We start from the raw sequence: 17,974 nt of genomic DNA on the forward strand, positions 1-17,974 counted from the left end.
ATTAAGTTAATATTAATTAAAATCTAAATAATCTGAGCTTATTATTTTTCGCGCAGCTTATTCATGATTTGTTGTCCTTCTGGCGTTAGTTGATAGTCAACTTTCAGCTCATAGCCCTGCACACCATCGACACCCGCACCCGCTAATACTTGACTCGCTTCTGCATTCGTTTTAGGAATTAAAATAGTATTATTATCCGTCGTGCTTACCGCATAACCGCCTTTCGTTCCATTTGGAGAAATACCGTCAAACATCCATTTATAATTAACCAGTGAAATTAAAGGAATCGGATCGCTATCAGAAACAGTTTCACGATCGGTGGCATCCCACTGGCCATTATTGTTGCTGTCATAGGCAATTTTAAATTGATATTTATGACCTAATTGAAGCAAATTCCCTTTTTTCGCCGTTAAATTAACGGTTGGATTTTCACTATCAACAATTGCGGTATATATCATTGTGCTTGCAGAACTAAATTCGACGAGCACAGCATTCGTTTTTTGTGTGTTGTCATCACTCTTTGATGCGATGATAGAAAACACGCCATTCGTTGTACTGCCTAATATTGCTTTAGCCCCCGATGGCGGCTCTTTATAGAACAGACATTCACTTCCTGATTTACAATCATTTTTCGAGGCATGGATAGCAATTTCATGAGAGCGAGACTTGTCTTCCATTTTGTAGGCATGGAAGGTTAGATTCAGATTCTTAGAGTCCAATGGCGTCGTTTCACCAGCAAGCCCGGTAATTTTTGCACCGCTAGCTACCAAGTTTGCGAAATTATTACCATTCGCTACGAGCTTGACCGCTTTTTTCTGTTCACCGCTATCATCAATAACCAATTGGTAATCAATTGGGGCTTCCGCCACAATAATATTGACGGTGTTCGACTGTTTCGTATGGCCTTTTTCATCCACCAGCGTGACTGCAAGTCGGTATTTATTCGCGTTAGGATCGGTAGAATTCACCCATGCAGGGAAGGTCAGCGTCCAGTGGTTATTTTGCCCATTGCTAATGTTTTCTGCCGTTAGCGCTGGCAAGCCGAGCGTACTTTCAGGGCTAAAATTGCCTATCGGCACCCATTTCGCACTTTTAATTTTTAGATGCGAAGTCACGGTGGCATTCGCTGTCCAATGGCAGCCTTCATAAGCCTCGGCGCTGTCGGGATCATCAGACAGAATACAGGCCGTCGCAGTGCCGGTTGGCTTAAGATAAAGCCCTACATCGAGATCGTTTTTCTCGCGATATTCCAGCACGATGTCATTATTCCGATCGACAAAATCCATGCGGCTACCAGCCAGGCTACGCATATTCGCAACTTCATCACCATCAAGCTGTTTTGATAAAGGAACTCCGATGCGGTAATCCAAACTAAGATTAGCCGTCATCTCATTTTGATCCGAATCTCCTTTTTTATATCCTGCCTGCAGCGTAATTAGCGGAACCGGGGTGTAGTCGATACTGACCGTCACGGCTGATGGGTCTTCCTGCAAACTATCTTTGCCAAATAACGCGACCTGATTGCCGTAGTATTGTTCATATACCACCGATGAGCCCAGTTGCGGGTAAGCGGGGAGATAGGCCTGTAAACGAACATCCCAACCACGTGCAGGACGTTCCTGATAATCATCAAAATCAGGGGAATCCTTCCAAGAAGAGAGTGGCATATAATAGTTGCTGCTCAACTTTAGAAAGTTTGTCCAGGCTTCGCCGCCTAATCCCGCTCGATGATGACCACGCGTTATATCATGATCATAAAAAATATTAGAACCAAGCATCCAGTCTTCAGTAATATTATGGCGAAGGCCGATCCCCATATTTGCAATCGTGCGCCCGTCTTTATTATGAACTGAAAATTGGCTAAACCAGAGGTCACTCTCACCGTCATACCACGGAACCAAATAATCAAGAGACGAGCCATCAAGACTCCCCTGATCATTAATGTTCAAATTCGTGGCAATGTGACCATAAGGTGAAAGCAGAGATTCTATTTCTGATTGCGCTGAAGCAGTGGCTAGATTTTTGCCATACTGCAATGCTTCTGACTTCATACCTTCTGGTGTTAAATTCTTGAAATTATCTTGAGCTTCATTAACTATAATTTCTGACGTTTTTTCCTCTGTAGGATTATTTTTTTTATTTGAATTTTCCGTTGAGGATGAGTTATTTTGTTTTGGCGCAGAATCACTGATACCGAGATCAGGTAATTTAATATTTGTAGATGAATAGCCAACGCCTGAAATTGCAATACTTAACGATGGCGCTATTAGGCAATACAAAACTATTTTTTTCATATTTACCGATAAGTATCATAAATGGAGAGTTACTTTATATAAAGTATATTTAAAATATCTCCTCCAGACCGTGAGCACGACAAATTATGAGCGAGTCGCCTAAACATTAAAACATCCAAAACTGGATAAATATTCAACTTGACTTGGAAAAAATCGCAGAAAAATAGTTATCATGAGAATAAATTCAATTAAATTCAAAATGATAAGTAATATTTAATTTATATGTTTAGCATTGCTACATTATAAATTTTTATAGAATAACTTTCTTGCGTATTAATATGAAGAAGCACTTACACCACATACAATAAAGATAACGCGGCTAATAACGATAAGACGCAACAAAAATAGCATGACCATTTAACACATAAGCGTTATTTAATAATTCCTCGGAAAGTTATTAAGGATTTTGATCAGCTTACCATGCTGAATATCAATGTAACCACCAAAGCGCAGGTCTGCTAGCACTTTCATAACACCACTTCGTGCCAGGTTTGAACGCTGTAAAATATAATCTGCGACGCTTAATTTCGCGCGTTCGCTATCAGAGTAATGAGATAAGTCCTTCAGAAATAGACAAACAATTTCATAGGTAGAACTGTTTATTAGCATTGATTCATGGTGCAACTGACGATCGTTGAGATACCCTTGATAGTAAAAAACATCACGCCATAGAGACTGCGACTCTATTATTTCCATAGCTGCTTGTAAGGGTATCGTGCTGACTTCAGCACCTGCAGGAAACTTTAAATGATAGTGATGAGAACGATAAACCGAACCTTGTAGCCCAAGAATTGAGGGCGCAAACGCCGTTTCAACAAGTCGATTATCCACTTCACGCCATATGTCCACTCGCCCTTTCGTCAGCAGATAAACGTCAAACCCAGCATCTTTACCTTTTAGCCGCGCTTCTATGTTCTTGCTGTCGAGTAGGTAGGGTTTGGAGATACTGACAAAAGCAGTCATCAAACGATGAATACTCTCCAGAGGCTTTTCTATGATGCTACGTTTAATAGAGTTACCCATAAAAATGCCAAATTTATTGTAAGTTCAGTCAGTATATCCTAAATCATCTTAGGTGTAGAAAAGCCCCTCTTGACAGTAGTTGGCTTTTCTCACTTGCCCATAGCATGCCACGGTTCCTTTAAAACGGTGGCAATCTCACACCTACCACCATTGATGGAAATGGTGTACTGGCCCTATACCATGGCCAACTTCTAATGAATCTGCGGCCTCTAAGGCTTTTTGCAGATAACTTTTGGCGGCAAGCACCGTTTCATTCCAGTTCTGATATCGTGGACGTAGCGCCGCAAGCGCCGCCGATAGCGTGCAACCAGTACCGTGGGTATGACGAGTATTCACCCGTGGTGCGGTAAAGCGCTGTTCGCCATCGCGACTAAATAGCCAATCCGGACTTTCGCTGTCGCTCAGATGCCCGCCTTTCATCAATACCGCTTGGCATCCCATATCCAACAATGCGTGGCCTTGTCGGCGCATTTCATCTTCATTGGCCGCCATTGGACAATCTAAAAGCGCGGCAGCTTCAGGCAGATTTGGGGTGATAAGCGCGACTTTGGGGAGCAGCAAATCCCGCACGGCCTGCACCGCTTCTGGGGCTAGCAATGGATCGCCGCTTTTTGCCACCATCACCGTATCCAACACCACAAAAGGAATAGGATACAGGTCTAACGCCCGCGCGACCTGCGCGACGATATCGGCGTTGGCCAACATGCCAATTTTTGCGCTGTCGATACGAACATCGGTGAGCACGGACGCCAACTGGGCACCCACAAACTGAGGTTCAATCTCATAAACAGACTGCACACCGCGCGTGTTCTGCGCCACCAGCGCCGTGATCACGCTGGTGCCGTAGGCACCCAACGCGGAGAACGTTTTGAGATCGGCCTGAATGCCTGCGCCGCCGCTCGGATCGGTTCCTGCGATGGTTAGTGCATTAATACGTTTCATGAGCGATCTCCAGAGCGAATAAAATCCTGCGGGGTTAAGTGATATAGCGCGTCGATAAAAGCGGGTACAAAGCTGCCGGGGCCATGGGATACAGCAACCGCGCGCTCACCAGCTAATGACACCGCTTGGCAGGCGGTGGCAACGGCCAACAAAAGGTCGGTCTGCCGAACGCTAAACGCCGCTACCACGGCGGACAATGCGCAGCCAGTTCCTACGACACGAGTCATCAGCGCGTCACCGCCGGTTACGCCATACACTCTTTGGCCGTCGGTGACATAATCCGTTGCACCGGTTACAGCCACCACGGCTCCCGTTTGCAGCGCCAGAGCCTGAGCCGCTGGCAATGCCGCCGCCGAGTCATCGGTGCTATCAACGCCGCGACCGCCCGCTTCCATTCCGCTCAATGCCAATATTTCTGAGGCATTGCCACGAATAACGCTTGGCTTCAGCGCTAGAAGCTGACGTGCAAATTCGGTGCGATAAGACAATCCGCCAACGGCAACCGGATCAAGCACCCACGGTTTTTGATGCTGATTGGCAGACTCAATGGCCGCTAACATCGACTGCGCTCGTTGCGCATGCAAAGTACCAATGTTGATTAACAGCGCGTCAGCCAATGAAGAGAATTGCGCAGCCTCTTGCGGCTCAACCACCATGGCTGGCGATGCTCCTAGCGCCAACAGCACGTTCGCAGTAAATGTTTGAACGACTTCATTGGTGAGACAATGGACCAACGGAGCGTGATGGCGAAACTGAGCAAAAGCGGCAGCGGCGCTTTCACCGGGTAATTCGATGTGGGGAAATTCGGTAAGGTGTGGATTCGACGCGATGGACATATTCCTCCCAACCGGCGGTCAAGAAGACGATGCGCTCATGCACCGAGACTTCCCTACGCTGGCATAATCCAGATCAGGTAATACGGGTAAGTTCTCAGCCCTTTCATTTTCATGTGGGCACCCCGAGTCAAGGCATTCATTATTGGGAACACGGAGCGCCGCGTCAAGGCCAACGGGCACTCCAGCTCATGTTACTTCTGATGTTCTGCGCAGTCGCAGCCCCAGTTTTTCAACTTGGAGGTTTTACCGATGCCCGGATTAAGCGTGTTAGTCGGGTCATTTTGTTGATAGAAAGCTTTCAGCTGTGGCTTAGCCTTGTACAGATGACCAACGTTATGCTCCGCAGGATATTCCGCGCCGCGCGTATCCAGCAGCGCGAGCATTTTTTCCTTAAGCGCATGCACATCGACGCCTTTTTTAACAATGTAATCCTGATGGAAAACGTAGCACATGAAATGCCCATAATAGAGGCGGTGTACCAGCGCATCGTCAAATTCCAGCGGCAGACGCTCGAACCAATCATGATCGTTGCGGCGCAGCGCAATATCGAGCGCAAGAATGTCTTCAACTTCTTTGCTGTGCACCGCGTTATAGCGGATTGCCGCGCCCGCAGCGGCAAATCGATGTAAGAATGCTTTGGCTCCCTCTTCTGCCGTGCAGGCAAAAAACTCCCCTTCGGCCTGAGCAAAATAGGATTCCAGCCACGCGCGCGCTTCCTCAATGCCCTCGCCCGACATTTTTAGCATCAGATGATGCTCAAAGCGGTTGCGATACTCTTTCAAACGTTTGGGTAAATGCGATGGCAGCAGGTGACTCAGTGTTTGCATGGTGCGATCGACCAAATGACTTGGCAGGAAAGGCACTTTGCCAAAGATGGCATCCATACGCCCTTTCAGGGTAAAGAACATCGGCATTTTGTCGGTGCCCAGTTTGTCGATCATCACAAAAGTATCTTTGCCATACACTTCCGCAATATCGAAAATATCGCGATGCATGTACTCACCCGCCACCGGCAGATTTTTGAAATTCGCCAGCATATGCCGACGCAGTTCGGTCAACACCTGTGGTTGGTTGGTGCCGATATAGAAGACCTGCGATGAGGATTGCGCTGGGAAAGTATCTAAGCGCACCGCAAATACCGCGAGTTTGCCCGCACAGCCTGAAGCTTCAAACAAACGGCGTTCATCGGCGTTAAAGCGTGATGGCGTATCCGCTTCAACGTCGCGAATTCGCTCGGCGTAATCGTGATCGGACGCCTGACGTTCGCTATGTTCAACGTCTTGCGGGCCGTACTTCTGGTTTTCCAAACGCGTCAGGATCTCTTCTGGTGTACTACCCAGCGCAATACCCAGATGGTTAACCAACTCAACCTGCCCGAGCTCATTAACTCGGCCATACAGCGCCATTTCGGTGTACGCAGGGCCACGGTGTACCAGCGAGCCGCCAGAGTTATTACATACGCCGCCCACGACCGATGCGCCAATGCAGGAAGAACCAATCACCGAATGTGGCTCACGCCCCAACGGTTTTAAGATGCGTTCTAGATGCCACAGCGTGCTGCCCGGCAAAGCCACAACCTGCTTGCCTTCGTCCAACAGCTGAATTTTATCCAAGCGCTGGGTGCTAATAATGACGATTTCGCGATCGTAGTCGTTACCGCTCGGCGTGGAACCTTCGGTGAGTCCGGTGTTAGCCGCCTGCATCAGCACAATTTTATCGGCCTCAACGCTGGCCTTAAACACCTTCCATTGTTCGAGCAAACTGCCTGGGAAGACCACCGCCAACGCATCGCCCTGTCCGGAACGAAAGCCTTTGCGATAGCGTTCAGTTTTACGCGCGTCGGTAAGAATATGAGATTTACCCACGATATCCGTGAGTTGTTGAATTAACACCCGCGAGTCGGAAGTCTGACTCGCACCAAGAGGTTGTTCCTGCATAGCCATAGTCCTTTTATTAGTATGATGAATCCTTTCGAGGATACCGCTTTTTGCTTTAATGTGAAAAAAATTATACTGGAAAGTTAAATAAATAATATATGGGCAAAAAAAACCTGACGCTAAGGTCAGGCTGTTTATCTCAGTAAAGGCTACTCATGTAATCCACATTCGCGTTTTAGCCCAAAGAATCGCGTTTCTTCTTCCGCCATTCCCGGCTCCCATTTACGCGTAGTGTGAGTATCACCCACGGACAGATAACCTTGCTCCCACAGCGGGTGATAGCTGAGCCCATGCTGCTGTAAGTATTGATAAATCTGCTGATTATCCCAATCGATAATCGGCAGTATTTTAAACACCCCGCGCTGAATCGCGAGCACCGGTAAATGCGCACGGCTGCCTGATTGCTCGCGCCGCAGGCCAGCAAACCACGTTTGCGCCCCGAGCTCGCGCAATGCACGGTTCATCGGCTCAACTTTGTTAATATCGTTGTAGCGCTCAATGCCCTCAACACCTTGCTCCCAAAGTTTGCCATAGCGAGCCTCTTGCCACGCAGCCGACTGCTCAGCGCGGTAAACCTTGAGATTCAAATTCAGCTTTTCGTGCAGGGTATCGATGAACTGGTAGGTTTCAGGAAACAAATAGCCGGTATCCGTTAAGATCACCGGAATATCCGGTAGCTCACGGGTGACCAAATGCAGCGATACCGCTGCCTGAATGCCAAAACTCGAAGAGAGCGCAAATTCGGCGGGCAAATGCTCTAGCGCCCAACGCACCCTTTCCTGCGCACTCAGTTTTTCTAGCTGAGTGTTAATTTCAGCTAACGCCATGACCTGTTCGACTTTGGGTAAGGCTTTCAGCTCATGTAAGTTTAATGCAGACATAAAATTCTCCGCGATGAACCAGCATCCCCCTCCCAACCTCCCCCTTCGCAGGGGGAGGGGCATAACAGCAACACCTTTTAGCTCTCAGAAAAAGAACATATACAGCATCACCGTTCAGCCCCCTCCCCTGACAAGGGGAGGGTTGGGGTGGGGTATTAGCATCAATCAGTCATAAAAATCTCTTGCCGGATCCAGCACCGGGCGCACGATCCCTGCGCGAATGGTGAAATCACCAAAGCCTTCATCGGCTTCACGCTCTTTCGCCCAGCGACCGACCAGTTCGTCAATCACGCCGAGGATTTCGGCATCGGTGATGTTTTCGCGATACATTCTCGGGATCCGCGTTCCGGCGCGATTCCCACCTAAATGCAGGTTGTAGCGCCCCAGCGCTTTTCCGACCAGACCAATTTCCGCCAGCAGCGCACGACCACAGCCGTTTGGACAGCCTGTGACTCGCAGAACAATATGCTCATCGCCAACGCCGTGGCTTTGCATAATTTCTTCAACCTGAGTCACAAACTGCGGCAGGAAGCGCTCGGCTTCCGCCATCGCCAGCGGACAAGTTGGGTACGACACGCAGGCCATCGAGTTTTTACGCTGCTCGCTGACGCCGTCGTCGATCAGGCCATGTTCACGCGCAATCTGTTCTATGCGGGCTTTGTCTTTTTCAGCCACGCCCGCCACGATCAGGTTTTGATTCGCCGTCAGACGGAAATCGCCCTGATGAATCTTGGCAATCTCCGCCATGCCGGTTTTCAACGGCCGATTTGGATAATCCAGAATGCGCCCATTTTCAATAAACAGCGTCAAATGCCATTTATTATCAATACCTTTCACCCAGCCAATGCGATCGCCGCGTCCGGTAAACTCATAAGGACGTACCGGCTCGAACGTCACTCCCGCACGCTTTTCCACTTCAGCTTTAAAGTTTTCTACGCCGACGCGCTCCAAGGTGTACTTGGTTTTTGCATTCTTACGATTGGTACGGTTTCCCCAGTCGCGCTGCGTTGTCACCACGCCTTCAGCCACGGCCAATGTGTGCTCGACGGGAATAAAGCCAAGCTCGCTGGCCGTGCGGGCATAGGTCGCCTTATCGCCATGAGCAATAGACAGCCCACCACCGACCAGCACGTTGAAGCCGATCAGCTTGCCGTTTTCCGCAATCGCCACGAAGTTGAGATCGTTGGCATGCAGATCCACATCGTTCTGAGGCGGGATCACCACCGTCGTTTTGAACTTACGCGGTAAATAGGTTGCACCGAGAATCGGTTCCTCATCGGTGGTTTCGACTTTTTCCTGATCCAGCCACACTTCTGCATAGGCGCGAGTCCGCGGCAACAGATGTTCAGACAGCTTTTTCGCCCACTCGTAGGCCTCTTGATGCAGCTCAGACTCCACGGGATTCGACGTGCACAGCACGTTGCGGTTAACGTCATTGGCGGTCGCCAGCGCATCTAACCCCAAACGATTAAGCAACTGATGCACCGGTTTGACGTTTTGCTTCAATATGCCGTGAAACTGGAACGTTTGACGGTTGGTAATACGAATGCTGCCGTACAGCGTGCTTTCGTCGGCAAACTTATCGATACCCAGCCATTGCTGTGGCGTCATCACGCCGCCCGGTAAACGGCAGCGCAGCATCATGGCATGACGTGGTTCTAACTTTTGCTCGGCGCGTTCGGCACGAATATCGCGGTCATCCTGCTGATACATGCCGTGAAAACGGATCAGCAGAAAGTTGTCGCCGTTAAAACCACCGGTCAGGCCATCATTTAAATCTTCGGCAATGGTGCCACGTAAAAAATTGCTCTCACGCTTAAGGCGCTCAGCGTCGGCCAAGGGTGCATCAACCACCAAGGGCCCCGGGTGTTTGCTGCTAAAAGCGTAATTATCTTGCATCGATTTGCTCATTATTAGTAAACGTCCCGCTGATAGCGGCGCTCAACGCGCAGCTCACTTAAAAATTCATCGGCCTGTTCGGCATCCATTCCACCGTGTTCAGCCAATAGCTCCAGTAACGCCTGTTCAACGTCTTTCGCCATGCGGTTGGCGTCTCCGCAGACGTAAATATGTGCGCCCTGTTCGATCCAGCGCCAAACCTCGGCCCCTTGCTCACGCAGCTTGTCCTGTACATAGACTTTATGTTTTTGATCGCGTGACCAAGCCAAATCGATACGGGATAGAACGCCGTCTTTAACAAAGCGCTGCCATTCCACCTGATACAGAAAATCTTCGGTGAAGTGAGGATTGCCAAAGAAAAGCCAGTTAAGACCTTCTGCCCCTTCGGCTGCGCGTTGTTGAATAAACGCACGGAACGGTGCAATGCCGGTGCCAGGGCCAATCATAATGACCGGCGTTTGTGGATTCGCAGGCAGACGGAAATTGTCGTTATGCTCAATGAAAACGCGCAGCTCGCCATCTTCTTCCAGACGATCGGCTAAATAACCCGAAGCACCGCCGGTGCGGGCGCGACCATCAATCTCATAACGCACCACGCCAACGGTAATATGCACTTCACTGCCCACTTCCTCTTGGGACGATGCGATGGAATAAAGACGCGGCGTTAGCGGGCGTAACAGCGCCACTAGCTGCTCAGCGTCTAAATCTGCCGGTGCTTGGCGGATCATATCCGGCAGCGGCGTGGTTTGTGCGTATTGTTGCAGTTGATGCTTATCCGCTAAGAGCTCAATCAAACGCTCATCGCGCGAAAGCACCGCGTATTTTTCTACGATAACGGTGGTGTTTTGCGTTAGCTCCAAGCGTTCGGTCAGCGCCTCACGCAGCGTCATCGTTTGGTCGTTGAGAGTGACCGTCTCGTCGCCGGTACGCCAAATCAGGTCAATGATTTCTTCAACCAAATCAGGATCGTTGTGATACCACACGCCCAGTGCGTCGCCCGGCTGGTAACTCAAGCCTGATTCGCCGAGATCGATTTCAATATGACGCACGTCTTTATCGGAGTTGCGTCCGGTAATTTTTTGCTTCACCGCCAAAGAGGCGGTGAGCGGGGATTCTTTGCTGTATGGGCTGCTCACGATCTGCGCCACGCTTCCCGCTACGCTAACCTGAGTCTGCGCCGCCGTTGCCTGTGGCACGCGCTGTTTCAAAACGTCTACGATCTGCTTACGCCATGCTTCTGCCGCCGATTTGAAATCAACATCGGCGTCGGCGCGGTCGAATAAGCGCTCACCACCCAATTCTGCTAAACGGGCATCAAAATCTTTTCCGGTCTGGCAAAAGTTTTCATAAGACGTATCACCAAGGCCAAACACCGCAAACGCCGTTCCTGCCATCTGAGGGGCTTTTTTGGAGAACAAATATTTGTGCAACGCGACGGCCTCTTCCGGCGGTTCACCTTCCCCTTGGGTTGAAGCAACAATCAGCAGCAGTTTTTCCTGCGCGATCTGTTTGAATTTATAGTCACCCGCGTTAACCAACGTCACATCCAAACCCGCGGCGGCCAAATCATCGCGTAGCTGTTCAGCCACCCGTCGCGCGTTGCCCGTTTGCGAAGCAGAAATCACGGTAATTGAAGCGGCCGCAGCCGGTGCTGGCGTCACCGCTACCGTGCCCGGCTGTTGATTAACCATTCCCCAGAAATAGCCGGAGAGCCACGCCAGCTGGTGTGGTGAAAACTCACCAATCGCCGACTGGAGCTTTGCCAATTGCTCCGGCGTAAGGGGAAGCATAGAAGTAGGAGGAGCCTGAGTCGTCATTGCTAAGTGTTCCTTGCACAGTGATCCCTTTGGTACTTCAAGCAGCCTCAGACTTAGCTTTAAGAACCGTGGGTGTGGCGAATTGATGTAGCGCTTTTTGTAAGGTTACCTAGCTGGATAATAACAATTAAATAAGTGATGGAAATAACAAATAACCATTTGAACTAACCACTAATTCAGGTAGGTGATAGAGGCTGGAGTGTTTTAGGTTAAAACCTATAAAATCAATGAATAACAGCTAGTTATTACATAATCATTTCTGCTCACTTTACTATTGGCTTTATTCTTTACATCGGAAGGAGTCTTAATAGATAGGATCAAACTTTTCATAGCCCGTTAAAAAAATAACGGGTCAGAAATAAAACAAGTCGCCTCTTAGACATTAAAGAATAAATTTTCTGCTTATACTCAAACAATCGCGGTAAAACTACCGCCAACGGGCGCTTTCCGGTAGTATGCGCAGGTTTTTTAGGTTACGAGGCGTCATCATGACAACCACCCTGTTTAAAGATTTTCAGTTTGAAGCTGCGCACCATCTGCCCCACGTTCCGGAAGGACATAAGTGTGGTCGCCTGCATGGCCATTCGTTTTTAGTACGCATTGAAATTACCGGCGAAGTGGATGCTTATACCGGCTGGGTGATGGATTTTGCCGAGCTGAAAGCGGCGTTCAAACCCATTCTGGATCGCCTCGACCATTATTATCTGAATGATATTCCTGGTCTTGAGAACCCAACCAGCGAAGTGTTAGCCCAGTGGATTTGGCAACAGCTGAAACCTGAGCTGCCATTGCTAAGCGCCGTATTGGTGAAAGAAACCTGCACCGCAGGCTGCACCTATCGCGGTTGATAGTTGCCATGATGTGACCGGTATGGCACCGGTCACATAAACGTCTTGCCGCTATCGCGCGTATCAATAGCGCAGTGATTGATTAGCGTTTTGACAGCAAGAGCCCCAGAATCAACCCTGCCGTTGCCCCAATTCCCACGCTGTGCCACGGTTTATTCCGCACGTAGCCATTCACATCACAGCAGGCATTTTTCACCCGATCCGTTACAGGACACGGTGTATCGCCGCTGATGCGCGCTTTCACCTCACGCAGCGTATCTTGTGCGCTACGGCGCAGCGAAGCGATTTCATCCTCCGTTTTATCCGCCCCCTCCTGCAACACACCTTCAAGTGCATCCGCCAGCAATGAAACCTCTTCTTCGATGCTACGTTCAACTTTATCGGTTTTTCTAAACATAGTGTTCCCTCTTTGCTGTATCAAAATCATGTTCAAAGGATTGGCGAAAAATGATTAGCAAATTTAATGTTAGCTAACATACCCAAAATAATTGGAGTTGCATCAAGGCGGCAAGCGAGTAAATCCCGATGAGCTTACTCAAGTAAGTGATTACTCGGCCCATCCATGGGCCTCGCCACTAGGGCCGCAGTAAACTGCGTTTAAATCTGCTCCAAGCAGATTTATCGGGTGAGCGAGAGCAGCCAACACAGATGCAGCTTCAAGTATGACGGGTATAAGCATAGTTGAAACTCAGCGATAAGGGCTCGGAGTGTTCTGGAAAGCGCTGTTTAAAAAATCTGCTCGACAGAATCTTCGGCTTCACCTATTTTCGTTAATAGCCTGTAAACAGGCAGCGTCGCTCGGACGGTCCGGGCGCTAACGTCATCTTGAGGTATCTATGACAGACTCACGCACTCCGCGTCGTTTTACTCGTATCGATCGTCTTCCCCCTTATGTATTTAACATTACCGCTGAGCTAAAAATGGCTGCGCGCAGGCGCGGCGAAGACATTATCGATCTCAGCATGGGGAACCCTGACGGCCCAACGCCGCCGCACATCGTTGAAAAAATGTGTACGGTGGCACAGCGTGAAGATACCCACGGCTACTCCACGTCACGCGGCATTCCACGTTTACGCCGCGCGATCTCGCACTGGTATCAAGATCGTTATCAGGTCGATATCGATCCCGATAGCGAAGCGATTGTTACCATCGGTTCTAAAGAGGGTCTGGCACATTTGATGCTGGCAACGCTCGATCATGGCGATACCGTTTTAGTGCCAAATCCTAGCTACCCCATTCACATTTACGGCGCGGTTATTGCTGGCGCACAGGTGCGGTCCGTGCCGCTGGTTTCAGGTATCGACTTTTTCAACGAATTAGAACGCGCCATCCGTGAGAGTATTCCCAAGCCTAAAATGATGATTCTGGGCTTTCCTTCAAACCCTACCGCCCAGTGCGTTGAATTAGATTTCTTTGAACGCGTCATTAAGCTGGCGAAAGAGCACGATATTTTAGTGGTACACGATTTGGCCTATGCCGATATTGTGTATGACGGCTGGAAAGCGCCTTCGATTATGCAAATCCCCGGCGCTAAAGACGTCGCCGTCGAGTTTTTCACCCTGTCGAAAAGCTACAACATGGCTGGCTGGCGTATCGGTTTTATGGTCGGCAATCCTGAGCTGGTTAACGCTCTGGCACGCATCAAGAGCTACCACGACTACGGTACTTTTACTCCGTTGCAGGTGGCGGCGATTGCGGCTCTCGAAGGCGACCAGCAATGCGTGCGTGATATTGCCGAGCAATACCGTCAACGCCGCAACGTGCTGGTCAAAGGCCTGCACGAAGCCGGTTGGATGGTAGAAAACCCTAAAGCATCGATGTATGTTTGGGCAAAAATCCCCGATGCCTATGCGCACCTTGGATCGCTAGAGTTTGCCAAAAAGCTGTTGGCCGATGCCAAAGTTTCCGTTTCCCCAGGGATTGGTTTTGGTGACTATGGCGATACCCACGTTCGTTTCGCCTTGATCGAAAACCAAGATCGTATTCGTCAGGCCGTGCGCGGGATTAAAAGCATGTTTAGAAAAGATGGGCTAATTACAGGCAAGTCATAAGTTCAAGCCCCCCTAACCCTCCCCTTCGCAGGGGAGGGAACTGTTCAGTGATGTTGGTAAGAATCTCGATCGGCTCCTCCCCCTGCGAAGGGGGAGGCTGGGAGGGGGTCTTAGCCACAAAACTAATGGCTTGTCACTTTCGGTCTAAAGAAAATCACCGGCAACACCACCAGCGCCATCGCATAGAACATGCCGCCTTGATAGTGCTCAAACAGGAAGCCCGATAGCATCGTCATAATCGCTACGCTGCCGCCCATGCCTAACGCCGAATAGACCGCTTGCAGACGAATTACATCGCCACCCTGCCGTGCCGAAATAAAGCGCATTGCCGCCAGATGACATACGGTGAAAGAACCCGCATGCAGAATTTGAATCAAAATAAGCCACGGCAGTGCGGTTGTTGAGCCCATTAAGCTCCAACGGATCACTGCACAAAAACACGACAACAGCAGTAGCTGGGAAACCGACATACGGCGGAATAAGCGCTTGCTTAATGCAAAGATGATAACCTCAGCAACAACGCCTAGCGACCACAGATAACCGACTACCGACGCGGAATAGCCCGCCTCCTGCCAGTAAATCGTGCTAAATCCGTAATAGCCGGCATGAGCGCCTTGAAGTAAAGCGGCACACAATAAAAAACGCCATACCGGCGCTTCTTTTAATAAAATTTTCCACGGTGTGGTTTCCTGCACCGCGCTATCTTTTGGTGCATCCTGTGGCATGTGACGCGGGCGTAAAAGCATTCCCACCAGCATGGCCGCCAGACCCGCCCACAGGCAATACATAATAGCCTTATGGCCAAAGGCATTGACCACCTCCCCCGTTACCGCAGAGCCAATAACAAAGGCCATCGATCCCCATAGGCGTACCTTGCCGTAGTCCAGCCCCACCTGGCGTTGCCACGTCGCGGCCAGCGCATCGGTCAGCGGAATTAACGGCCCATAGAAAAGGCTAAATCCGGCCATCACCACCAGCAGCCACGCCCATGCAGTACCAAAGGAAAATGCGATAGAACAAATCAGGGCGAGGAGAGCAATAAGACGGAGAGCGGTAATCAGTTGTGAGGTTTTTTTAACGGCGGGAGCAATGAATAAACTACCAAGAAAACGGGCTATCATCCCTGCGCCAAGCAATAGGCCAATGGATTCGGGAGAAATTCCCTCGCCTTGCAGCCACAAGCTCCAAAACGGCAGAAATATGCCAAAAGAGAAAAAATAGGTGAAATAACTGAGTCCTAACCAACCTGCAGACGGCAACATTTTTCCTCCTTAATTTTAAACGCGTTACTTTGACAGAGGCATCCCATGCTGGCAATGAATATTGTCGCAAAATCAATTAGCAAATGAGATGTACACATCCCCCTCATCAAATTTTTTTCGAGAGGATATATAGGAAATAGGTAACAGTTTTTAACGCGTGTAGGCAGCTTTGTTTATCGGTTGTTTGCCAAGCGTAAACGGCGGTGAAACAGCTTAAACTTTTGTGAGAGGCGGGTCTAAATTTAGGATTTGATTGATTTTATATATCGGAATGCTGGTTAACATAGGCATCCCTGTTTTTGACTAGGAAGCTGACGAGTGACGGAAACCACTTCGTTAAACAAAATTGATGCACTTAAAGCCGAAATTAATCAGGAAATATCCATGATCGAATTCGACCTGAAGCTGCAAATTTCACATGATGCATTAGCCGATCATTCAGAGAAAGAGCCCGACGTCGCTTTAATAGAAGAGGCGTACTAAATCTGACTCCCTTTTCCCGGTTCACTGAGCCGGGATTGTTTGCAGCAGCTCGCAGCGCTTATCCAACAATGACTCCACCGATGCCCTATTTCGCTCTCCCATTCCCACCCGTGTCGCCAATAAAATAAAGCCCGGCTGATTTTCAAACGTCGTTGGCACCACGGCTACGCCATAATAGGCCAGCTGTTCAGGCGTAAGATGAAACCGATCGGCAAGCGATTTGATTGGGTTCACGCCGATGAGCGCCGGTTGCTCGATACGCTTGGCATAAAACCGATGACGCAACAGCAAATCAGGCAGCAAACCCCATTCGCGACCAATATAGGGACGTTCGGCTTTTAGCTGGCGGCGAACATCTTCACGCAAACAGGTGAGATGAATATGAAGCTGATTCTGGCTGCGTCCATAGGCTGAGTTTAACGCCAGCCCCAGAACATCGTCGGGAACCGGTCGGCCATATTCATACGCCAGCCGATAGCGCATCGTCCATGCGTAACCGAAATAATCCGGCGCGTCATTTTCTAGCAGCACAGGGCTCTCAATGCCGCTCATTCGAGCATTGGGGACCAAAATAAAATGAGCGGGAAAGCGCGGGTTTTGAATGACGGTAAACGCAGATCGCCGATCGTGAGTCGGCGAGTAGATCTGGGCGCAGGGTGCGGGATCGTGCTTTTGCTGATAGTTAACGCGACAAACTTTATCCACCACGCCCCACAGCGCGTCAGATTTGGCACAGCCGGTCAGCAAAAATACCAACATCAGAAGCGCGGTGCCAAAAATCATCCGATAATTATTTAGCAGCGCGCTTCTCATCAGCATATTTAGGCGATGTTCAAATACTTATGGGTTTGCATCGACAGGCGCCAGTTGCGCGCAATACAGGTTTCTATACACAGCTTGGTCGCGCTCTCTTTTTGGCTAATCGGCTGGAGCGCGATAATGCGTTTCTTGTCATCGTGAAGCACGGAAAGTAATGCATCTAAATCTTCAATATCGCGCTCACGCGCAACGGGATGCTTAACCTCATCGGCGCGCACCAAAGAGGATTCCAAAACCTTCATTCCGCCTTTCATGTTGACCTTTGGAGAGACGGTCACCCAAGTTGCTTCAGAGCAGCGGATTTCATGGGTGCCGCTGGTTTCTATCTGGCAGGAAAAACCATTTTGATTCAGCAATTCCGTCAACGGACGTAAATCATGGATGCAGGGTTCGCCGCCGGTGATCACCACGTGGCGAGCGGTATATCCGCGATCGCGCAGGATATCCAGCAGTTGCTCAGGAGTAGCGCTGCCCCACGCATCGCTCTCTTCAGTTTTGATCAAGATTTCGTTCATGCCGATTTCTCGTTCAGGTAACTGTTCCCATGTATGTTTGGTATCACACCAGCTACACCCTACCGGACAACCTTGCAGGCGAATAAAAATAGCCGGAACACCGGTGTAAAAACCTTCCCCTTGCAGGGTCTGGAACAGTTCGTTTATCGGATACGACATGACACTCTCATTGTTAATAAAACTTTCTTACCATAAAAAAGCTGCGTCGCATTGTCGCAGATTTGCCCCCGCGACGCCAAATACGCCGCACCTCAGTCGCACATCGCATTTGAAGTCACAATTAAATAACATTTTCATCAAAAACGTTTGACACACATCGGCCTTTCGAAAATAAATGTATATACAACTCTATACAGGTTTGGGGATG

At 49.4% G+C, this 17,974-nt stretch carries 15 protein-coding genes and 1 riboswitch; of the genes, 3 read left to right on the forward strand and 12 right to left on the reverse strand.

Annotated features, from left to right (window positions below; genetic code table 11):
• Positions 1-41: 41 nt before the first annotated feature.
• The 8 genes from CPY98_RS14950 to cysJ all read right to left on the reverse strand — a co-directional run bounded on the left by CPY98_RS14950 (position 42) and on the right by cysJ (position 11,629).
• Positions 42-2,294 (reverse strand): inverse autotransporter beta domain-containing protein, encoded by a 2,253-nt coding sequence (locus tag CPY98_RS14950; protein WP_096388264.1) that lies wholly within the window; start codon positions 2,292-2,294, stop codon positions 42-44.
• 375 nt (positions 2,295-2,669) lie between these two features.
• Entirely contained in the window at positions 2,670-3,317 is a 648-nt protein-coding gene (locus CPY98_RS14955) for a helix-turn-helix domain-containing protein (RefSeq protein WP_051874170.1), read from the reverse strand.
• Between the two features lie 141 nt (positions 3,318-3,458).
• A complete protein-coding gene (gene thiD, locus CPY98_RS14960) occupies positions 3,459-4,259 on the reverse strand; it encodes a bifunctional hydroxymethylpyrimidine kinase/phosphomethylpyrimidine kinase (RefSeq protein ID WP_096388266.1) in 801 nt (266 codons plus the stop codon).
• The gene (gene thiM / locus CPY98_RS14965; protein WP_096388268.1) at positions 4,256-5,095 is read right to left on the reverse strand and encodes a hydroxyethylthiazole kinase; all 840 of its coding nucleotides are present in this window, start codon (positions 5,093-5,095) and stop codon (positions 4,256-4,258) included. Before thiM ends, thiD begins: the two co-directional genes overlap by 4 nt.
• Before the next feature lie 33 nt (positions 5,096-5,128).
• A riboswitch (TPP riboswitch) is annotated at positions 5,129-5,230 on the reverse strand.
• A 56-nt stretch (positions 5,231-5,286) separates the two neighbouring features.
• Complete coding sequence (dld, locus tag CPY98_RS14970) at positions 5,287-7,038, reverse strand: D-lactate dehydrogenase (protein WP_369828239.1); 1,752 nt, start codon at positions 7,036-7,038, stop codon at positions 5,287-5,289.
• A gap of 143 nt (positions 7,039-7,181) precedes the next feature.
• Positions 7,182-7,913 carry a phosphoadenosine phosphosulfate reductase gene (gene cysH, locus CPY98_RS14975; protein ID WP_040047247.1) on the reverse strand — a complete coding sequence of 244 codons (732 nt, stop codon included), beginning with the start codon at positions 7,911-7,913 and terminating at the stop codon, positions 7,182-7,184.
• Positions 7,914-8,078: 165 nt separating this feature from the next.
• The gene (gene cysI / locus CPY98_RS14980) at positions 8,079-9,812 is read right to left on the reverse strand and encodes an assimilatory sulfite reductase (NADPH) hemoprotein subunit (RefSeq protein ID WP_046457220.1); all 1,734 of its coding nucleotides are present in this window, start codon (positions 9,810-9,812) and stop codon (positions 8,079-8,081) included.
• Between the two features lie 14 nt (positions 9,813-9,826).
• Positions 9,827-11,629 (reverse strand): NADPH-dependent assimilatory sulfite reductase flavoprotein subunit, encoded by a 1,803-nt coding sequence (gene cysJ, locus CPY98_RS14985; protein ID WP_096388272.1) that lies wholly within the window; start codon positions 11,627-11,629, stop codon positions 9,827-9,829.
• 488 nt (positions 11,630-12,117) lie between these two features.
• On the opposite strand from cysJ, the gene queD reads away from it, so the two are divergent.
• Entirely contained in the window at positions 12,118-12,477 is a 360-nt protein-coding gene (gene queD / locus CPY98_RS14990; protein WP_008814216.1) for a 6-carboxytetrahydropterin synthase QueD, read from the forward strand.
• Positions 12,478-12,559: 82 nt separating this feature from the next.
• Here queD and CPY98_RS14995 read toward each other — a convergent pair whose 3' ends face one another.
• The gene (locus CPY98_RS14995; protein WP_043494938.1) at positions 12,560-12,874 is read right to left on the reverse strand and encodes a YqjD family protein; all 315 of its coding nucleotides are present in this window, start codon (positions 12,872-12,874) and stop codon (positions 12,560-12,562) included.
• A gap of 439 nt (positions 12,875-13,313) precedes the next feature.
• Here CPY98_RS14995 and alaC point away from each other — a divergent pair, with 439 nt between their 5' ends.
• Positions 13,314-14,528 (forward strand): alanine transaminase, encoded by a 1,215-nt coding sequence (gene alaC / locus CPY98_RS15000; protein WP_043494941.1) that lies wholly within the window; start codon positions 13,314-13,316, stop codon positions 14,526-14,528.
• A 122-nt stretch (positions 14,529-14,650) separates the two neighbouring features.
• Here alaC and CPY98_RS15005 read toward each other — a convergent pair whose 3' ends face one another.
• Entirely contained in the window at positions 14,651-15,790 is a 1,140-nt protein-coding gene (locus CPY98_RS15005; protein WP_096388274.1) for a 3-phenylpropionate MFS transporter, read from the reverse strand.
• A gap of 318 nt (positions 15,791-16,108) precedes the next feature.
• Between CPY98_RS15005 and CPY98_RS20920 the strand changes: the two genes are divergently transcribed.
• Positions 16,109-16,273, forward strand: a complete 165-nt coding sequence (locus CPY98_RS20920; protein ID WP_166493508.1) for a hypothetical protein — start codon at positions 16,109-16,111, stop codon at positions 16,271-16,273.
• Positions 16,274-16,294: 21 nt separating this feature from the next.
• Here the strand turns inward: CPY98_RS20920 and CPY98_RS15010 are convergent, their stop codons facing one another.
• Together CPY98_RS15010 and queE are read right to left on the reverse strand one after the other, a co-directional pair.
• Positions 16,295-17,056, reverse strand: a complete 762-nt coding sequence (locus CPY98_RS15010) for a CDP-diacylglycerol diphosphatase (protein WP_248298860.1) — start codon at positions 17,054-17,056, stop codon at positions 16,295-16,297.
• A gap of 38 nt (positions 17,057-17,094) precedes the next feature.
• Positions 17,095-17,766 carry a 7-carboxy-7-deazaguanine synthase QueE gene (queE, locus tag CPY98_RS15015; protein ID WP_096388276.1) on the reverse strand — a complete coding sequence of 224 codons (672 nt, stop codon included), beginning with the start codon at positions 17,764-17,766 and terminating at the stop codon, positions 17,095-17,097.
• Between the last annotated feature and the right edge of the window lie 208 nt (positions 17,767-17,974).

The organism is Hafnia sp. CBA7124 (assembly GCF_002355555.1).
Classification (GTDB): Bacteria; Pseudomonadota; Gammaproteobacteria; order Enterobacterales; family Enterobacteriaceae; genus Hafnia; species Hafnia alvei.

What these genes read in the sequence shown, in the direction of transcription:
- CPY98_RS14950 (WP_096388264.1), bottom strand. Translation starts at nt 2,294, where the DNA reads ATGAAAAAAATAGTTTTGTATTGCCTAATAGCGCCATCGTTAAGTATT.
- thiM (WP_096388268.1), bottom strand. Translation starts at nt 5,095, where the DNA reads ATGTCCATCGCGTCGAATCCACACCTTACCGAATTTCCCCACATCGAA.
- CPY98_RS15010 (WP_248298860.1), bottom strand. Translation starts at nt 17,056, where the DNA reads ATGATTTTTGGCACCGCGCTTCTGATGTTGGTATTTTTGCTGACCGGC.
- CPY98_RS15005 (WP_096388274.1), bottom strand. Translation starts at nt 15,790, where the DNA reads ATGTTGCCGTCTGCAGGTTGGTTAGGACTCAGTTATTTCACCTATTTT.
- cysJ (WP_096388272.1), bottom strand. Translation starts at nt 11,629, where the DNA reads ATGACGACTCAGGCTCCTCCTACTTCTATGCTTCCCCTTACGCCGGAG.
- queD (WP_008814216.1), top strand. Translation starts at nt 12,118, where the DNA reads ATGACAACCACCCTGTTTAAAGATTTTCAGTTTGAAGCTGCGCACCAT.
- alaC (WP_043494941.1), top strand. Translation starts at nt 13,314, where the DNA reads ATGACAGACTCACGCACTCCGCGTCGTTTTACTCGTATCGATCGTCTT.
- CPY98_RS14955 (WP_051874170.1), bottom strand. Translation starts at nt 3,317, where the DNA reads ATGGGTAACTCTATTAAACGTAGCATCATAGAAAAGCCTCTGGAGAGT.
- queE (WP_096388276.1), bottom strand. Translation starts at nt 17,766, where the DNA reads ATGTCGTATCCGATAAACGAACTGTTCCAGACCCTGCAAGGGGAAGGT.
- cysI (WP_046457220.1), bottom strand. Translation starts at nt 9,812, where the DNA reads ATGCAAGATAATTACGCTTTTAGCAGCAAACACCCGGGGCCCTTGGTG.
- CPY98_RS14995 (WP_043494938.1), bottom strand. Translation starts at nt 12,874, where the DNA reads ATGTTTAGAAAAACCGATAAAGTTGAACGTAGCATCGAAGAAGAGGTT.
- dld (WP_369828239.1), bottom strand. Translation starts at nt 7,038, where the DNA reads ATGGCTATGCAGGAACAACCTCTTGGTGCGAGTCAGACTTCCGACTCG.
- cysH (WP_040047247.1), bottom strand. Translation starts at nt 7,913, where the DNA reads ATGTCTGCATTAAACTTACATGAGCTGAAAGCCTTACCCAAAGTCGAA.
- thiD (WP_096388266.1), bottom strand. Translation starts at nt 4,259, where the DNA reads ATGAAACGTATTAATGCACTAACCATCGCAGGAACCGATCCGAGCGGC.